The organism is Frankia sp. AgKG'84/4 (assembly GCF_023242965.2).
Classification (GTDB): Bacteria; Actinomycetota; Actinomycetes; order Frankiales; family Frankiaceae; genus Frankia.
On the sequence record NZ_JALKFU020000361.1, the window covers coordinates 1 to 5362 of the forward strand.

At 72.5% G+C, this 5362-nt stretch carries 5 protein-coding genes and 1 tRNA gene; 2 read left to right on the forward strand and 4 right to left on the reverse strand.

Annotation, left to right across the window (positions count from 1 at the left end):
* On the reverse strand, positions 1-1030 hold a 1030-nt coding region (locus MXD58_RS19005; RefSeq protein ID WP_250609660.1), incomplete at its 3' end, for an FhaA domain-containing protein.
* Positions 1031-1189: 159 nt separating this feature from the next.
* On the opposite strand from MXD58_RS19005, the gene MXD58_RS19010 reads away from it, so the two are divergent.
* Positions 1190-1272 (forward strand) — tRNA-Leu (locus MXD58_RS19010).
* Positions 1273-1413: 141 nt separating this feature from the next.
* Here MXD58_RS19010 and MXD58_RS19015 read toward each other — a convergent pair.
* Positions 1414-2208 (reverse strand): HNH endonuclease family protein, encoded by a 795-nt coding sequence (locus MXD58_RS19015; protein WP_248838460.1) that lies wholly within the window; start codon positions 2206-2208, stop codon positions 1414-1416.
* A 254-nt stretch (positions 2209-2462) separates the two neighbouring features.
* Between MXD58_RS19015 and MXD58_RS19020 the strand changes: the two genes are divergently transcribed.
* Positions 2463-3167, forward strand: a complete 705-nt coding sequence (locus tag MXD58_RS19020; protein ID WP_248838459.1) for a TetR/AcrR family transcriptional regulator — start codon at positions 2463-2465, stop codon at positions 3165-3167.
* A gap of 10 nt (positions 3168-3177) precedes the next feature.
* Here MXD58_RS19020 and MXD58_RS19025 read toward each other — a convergent pair whose 3' ends face one another.
* Positions 3178-3786 (reverse strand): DUF4352 domain-containing protein, encoded by a 609-nt coding sequence (locus MXD58_RS19025; protein WP_250609661.1) that lies wholly within the window; start codon positions 3784-3786, stop codon positions 3178-3180.
* 109 nt (positions 3787-3895) lie between these two features.
* Positions 3896-5173 carry a DUF418 domain-containing protein gene (locus MXD58_RS19030; RefSeq protein WP_250609662.1) on the reverse strand — a complete coding sequence of 426 codons (1278 nt, stop codon included), beginning with the start codon at positions 5171-5173 and terminating at the stop codon, positions 3896-3898.
* Between the last annotated feature and the right edge of the window lie 189 nt (positions 5174-5362).

Here is a 5362-nt window from a genome sequence, read left to right on the forward strand (position 1 = left end):
CGTCGTAGCCGCGCCCGCGGTCGCCAGTAGCGCGCGGGGGACCGACGTCGGGCCAGGAGCCGCGACGACCTGGATCGCTGCCCGCGCGGGCTGGGCGGTCCGGCTCCCGGTAGGGATCCGGCGGATACGACCGGTCACGCGGATCCTGCTGGGCATACGCGTCGGCCCGGCCGCCGCGCGGACTCGAGCCACGCCGGTACGGATCTTCCGGAACGGGGGTCGGCCGCCGGTCCGGGGGGCCGGTCGGGCGCTGCGCGACCCGGTCGGGCACCGGCGTGCCCCGGCCGACCGGGCGGGGGGTGCCCCGGCTGCTCTCGCGGCGGAACACGATCGTCGCGGTGCCCAGCTCGATGCGGTCGCCGTTGACGAGCTTGACCTGGGTGGCCGCGCGGCCGTTGACCAGACTGCCGTTCGTCGACCCGGCGTCGACGAACAGGAACTGCCCGTCGGGAAGCCGGCGGATCTCGCCGTGGCGCCGGGAGACACCGGTGTCGTTCAGGCGGATGTCGCACTCGACGCTGCGGCCGATCACCGTGGTCTCAGCGTCCAGCGGGTACTCTCGCTCGCCGCCGGCGCCACCCGGCGCCTTGGTCGTGATCAGAAGATGAGGTGTGCCTGGCGCGCTCGGCCGCGGCCGCCGGCCGCTGACCACTCCCGGGTCGGCCGCCGCCACGCTGCTGCGGATCCGGAACACGCCGACATCGAGATCGGTCGCCTCCGACATCCGGACGGACACCGGGCCGACGAAGGTGTAGCGCTGCTCGGCCGCGTGCTCACGGACCATCTCCGCGAGCTCGTCGCACAACGCCCGGTCGTAGGGGGAGAGCCGGGTGAAGTCACCGGTCGCGAGCTCGACGGCGAACTCGTTGGGCACGAGAACCCGGTTGGAACTCACCGCCCGCCTGTCATCGGTCTCCCGGGCCAGCGCGCTCGCGATCTCCACGGGCTCGACCCCACCCTTGAACACCTTGGCGAACGCGCCCTCGACGAGGCCGCCCAGGCGCCGTTCGAAGCGTTGTAGCACGCCCATGCTCGACCTCCCTTCTCCCGGTCTGTGAGATCGTATGCCCCCGGGGGCGCTCGCCCCACGGCTCGGCAGCCTGACATGTTCGCGACCCACGCGACCCCCCGCCGCAACGGACATCTCCGGCGTGGTAGCGTGTCTCTCGGTCCACAGATAGTCCCACTCGGGCGAGTGGCGGAATGGCAGACGCGCACGGTTCAGGTCCGTGTGTCCTAACGGACGTGGGGGTTCAACTCCCCCCTCGCCCACGTCAGCCCCCAACGGCTCATGCTTCGCCGTTGGGGGCTTCCTTTTTTGTCTGCCGGGGGGGCCGAGCCCCCCCGAGACCCCCCACGGTGCAGTGGTTACCCGTGTGGTGACTTCCGTTGGGGGGTTGGGGGGTGGGCGGGTTAGTTCGGGGCGGTTAGGGCCAGGGCGGGTTGGGTGGGGCATTTCTGCAGGACGGTGCGCATCGCCGCGGCTTCGGCGGCTATCACCCACAGGTGGTAGCGGGACTTGAGGCCGACTTGGCGGGCCACATAGGCGCACTGGGCGCCTGGGCTGGGCGGCAGCCATTCGGAGGCGTCCTGGTCGCTCTTGCGAATGTTGGTCGGGCCGTCCACCGCGAGCAGGTTCTCCGGGTCGTTCGCGAACTGCAGGCGCTGCGCGTCGGTCCAGTCGAGGGCACCGGTCCGCCAGGCATCGGCCAGCGGGACGACGTGGTCGATCTGGACGGCGGAGGCGTTGCGGGACCGATCGAACCGAATGATTCGGGTCGTGTACGGGTCGACCAGCTCGCCGGTCAGCACCGTGCAGTCGTCCGACTTGCGGATGGTCGTGCTGCGCAGGTCGCGGTGCAGGATGTCGTTCCGCGTGTCGCAGTGGTTGTGGTCCACGTCGGACCAGGGCGTCCCGAACTCGGAGCGCACATATTTGGGCGAGTTGTCCTCGGCCCGCACCGGCAGGGTCGCCAGCAGCTTCAGTGCCGAGCCGTCGCCGCCGGCGCCGGAACCACCGGCGGGGGCGGCGCCGGCCGCGGCCGAACTCGGGCTCGCTGAGCCCACGAGGGTTCCGTCGCTGGTGCAGCCGGCCACCAGCGCGCTGACGGCGAGCAGCAGCGCCAGGGCGCCGAGCCCGGCGCCCTGGCGGGGACCCGCCCGTCCGGACCGACGAACCGGGACCGCATTGACACCGCTATCTCGCACCTGACTCCCACCTCGGGCAGATCACCACCGGTGAAGGGCTCTCGACGTCCGCCCACCTTGTCCCTGTTCAAGCAACCAGTCACGGTAGCGGGCGGTCTGGGCCATTGGGCGGTGGGTATAGCCGAATGGCGGCACTTTTTGCCGAGAAACATCGCACTGTAGCCAGACAATCCCCTACAGTGTGCTGCCATGATCAGAATGCCACCGGGGTTCACAGCCACGTTGTTACGCCGTTGCGGATAGCGCTGGCCTCCATGTCGTCATCGCCGTCCAGGTCCGCGTCCGCTCCCGAAGCCGCCGTCGGCCCGCCCGCGCGCCCGCTGCGCCGGGACGCCGAACTGAACCGCACGCGCATCCTCACCGCCGCGCGGGAGTTGTTCGTCGAGCGAGGGGTGGACGTCGGCGTCGAGGAAATCGCGCGCCAGGCCGGCGTCGGGATGGGCACCCTCTACCGAAGGTTTCCGAACAAGGACGCCCTCATCGAGGCCGTCCTGCACCCCATCGCCGACGGCATCCGCGAACTGGCGGCGCAGGTCGCGGCCGTCGAGCCGCCGGAACACGCGCTGCGGTGCTTCCTGACCCGGATTCTGCTGGCGGATCCCTTCCACCGGCTTTTCCTTTCGCCGCGGACGTGGCGGAGCCCCGGCGCACGGGCCCTCGGCGCCGAGGTCCTCCCGCTGATCGTGACGATGCTGGAGGCCGCCAAGCGTGCGGGCGCGGTGCGCGAGGACGTGGTGGCCGCGGACGTGCTGGTGATGGTGTGGTCGGTACGGACGGTGACGGAACTCACCGACCAGGCCGCGCCGGAATCCTGGCGGCGCGCCCTGGAGATCATGCTGGCCGGAATCCGGCCGGACGACCGCAACACGCGGCTGCCAGCACCGTCCGCGTCCTTCACCACACTCGGCGGGACCCTGCCCGGCGGCGCCGTGGGCGTCCGCGGTGAGGACGTCGGGTGATGCCGGCCGGTCAGCGGGCCGAGATCCTGGCGCCGGCGGTGCGCGCGCCCGAGTGGAGTTCCAGCAGGCGCGGGGCCGCGTCCAGCGGGAGGTCGAAGACCAGGGTGCCGCTCTTCGTCTCGCCGGGGTCGATCGAGTCCCACAGGTTCTCGTCTAGCTTGAAGCGGGCGAGGAAGTTCGCCTCGTGGCGGGCGCCGCGATCGTCCCAGAGGAACTGGGCGGTGTTGTCCAGCGAATGGCCGGCGTCGCCGATGTTGGTCACGGCGACCCGAGTCTGGCAGAACCGTCCTTTCGCGCCCAACGCCAGCAGTCCGTCGCCGAGTTGACGATGGGAGCAGTCCAGACCGGAGACGACGAACCGCAGGTCGCCGTCGGTCACCGGCACGCCGTAGCCGGGCGCCGTGCTCGGTGTGGCACTCGCTGTCTGGCCGGGTGCGACGCCGGTGGGCGCGAGGCTGGCCGGCGGGCTGTCCTTGCGGCCGATCGGCAGGATGACCGCGATCGCGATGCCGATGATCGCGGCGAGCACTACCGCGGCGATGAGGGCGAGCTGGCGGCGGTCCGGTCCGCGCCGGCCCGGCTGTGGCGAGTAGGACGACGGGTAGGGACTGGTCGCCATCGGCGCCGAGATCGGCCCGGTCCGCGGCGCCGGGGGCACCGGTGCGCGCTGGCCGCCTGGTGCCGGCCAGGGTGCTGACGGCGGGCCAGCCGTCGGCATCGGGGGCCGGTCACGCTGCTGACCAGCCGGTCCGGCGCCGCGCGGCACGGCCTGCCCGGGAGGCTGGGCCTGCCCGGGAGGTACCGACCGGCCGGTGTAGGTCGGCGTGGCGGCGGGCGCCACCCGGCCACCGGCCGGGTTCCCCGCCTGCTGCGGGCCGCCAGGCTGTTGCGGGGCGCGCGGCTGCTGCGAGTTCCCGGGCTGCTGCGAGTTCCCGGGCTGCTGCGGATTCCTGGGTGGCTGGGCGTTGCGGACGGGCAGCTGGTTTCGGAGGGACTGCTGGTCCCTGGGGGGTGGCGGGCCCTGGGGCTGCGGGGAGTAGGGACCGCCTCGGGGCTGCCCGGCCGCGCCGCCGGGCGCCGAGGCGCACCGCGAGCAGCCCGAACAGGGCCACGTACGCGACGCCGCCGTACTCGCCGGTGATGTCGTGCAGCATCGCCATGTGCCTCACGGTAGCGGCGTCGACCTGCAGGAATCCGGCCGATACCAGTGCGTAGGGCAGGGCTCCGGCGACCGAGAGGGCGCCGCCGCCGACGGCGACGCGGCGCAGCAGCACCCGGTGTGCCGCCGGATCGTCGAGCAGGCGCCGGCGTGCCATCCACATGCCGAGCCAGACGATGACGAGGAACGGCAACACGGTCAGCGTGTGGACCGGCCATTCGGCGAGCCGGTCGAGCACGGACCGGCCGTAGGAGGACGCGGCGAGCGAAGCGTCCGGGGAGTTGTGGACCGTCGCGTGACCGTGTGACCACCCGGCGGCGAGCGTCACCGCGTAGAACGCGACCACGAGGGTCTGCCAGACCCACAGCCACAGCACCACCCGGTGGAACCGCTCGCCGCGGCGCAGCAGCAGGAACGTCGCGACGAGACCGACGATCCCGTACGCGCCGAGGAAGTCACCGAAGTACAGCAGCGTGCCATGGACCAGGCCGAACCCGACGAGCGCGCCGCCGCGGCGGCCCAGCACCCGCCGCTCGTCCTGGCCGGCCGCCCGCTGACGGGTGGCGAGCTGGATCAGGCCGTAGCCGAACATCACGGCGAACACCGGGTAGGCCCGCGCGTGCACCAGGGTCACCATCAGGAAGTTCACGACGCGTTCCGCGCCGCGGGGCGTCGGGTCGATGCCCGGCTGGCCGGCGAAGGCACAGTTGGCGGCGTTGGCGAGTGCGATGAACAGCAGCATCGCGCCGCGCGCCAGGTCGGGGGCGAGCGCGCGATCGGCAGCCGGGGGCAGCGCCCGTGCGGGTGGGGTGGGTGCGGTCGGCATCGGGACGGCGGTTCTGGTCATGGTCCTGAGCCTCGGCTCGCGGCGGGGTCGCCACGAGCCGCCTGGTCTGCCTCTTCGATGGTGGGTCTAGGCCCACCAACCACCCCCCGGTCCCGCTAACGGTGGTCCGGGACGCCGTTGGGCGGGGTGAGGCCGGCGGCGGCCCAGCCTGAGGCGTCCGGCTCGCCGGAGGGGGCGGTGGGGATGACG

Bases quoted from the DNA above. Each gene is read 5' to 3' on its own strand.
- MXD58_RS19020 (WP_248838459.1), top strand. From the start codon at position 2,463: ATGTCGTCATCGCCGTCCAGGTCCGCGTCCGCTCCCGAAGCCGCCGTC.
- MXD58_RS19025 (WP_250609661.1), bottom strand. From the start codon at position 3,786: ATGGCGACCAGTCCCTACCCGTCGTCCTACTCGCCACAGCCGGGCCGG.
- MXD58_RS19030 (WP_250609662.1), bottom strand. From the start codon at position 5,173: ATGACCAGAACCGCCGTCCCGATGCCGACCGCACCCACCCCACCCGCA.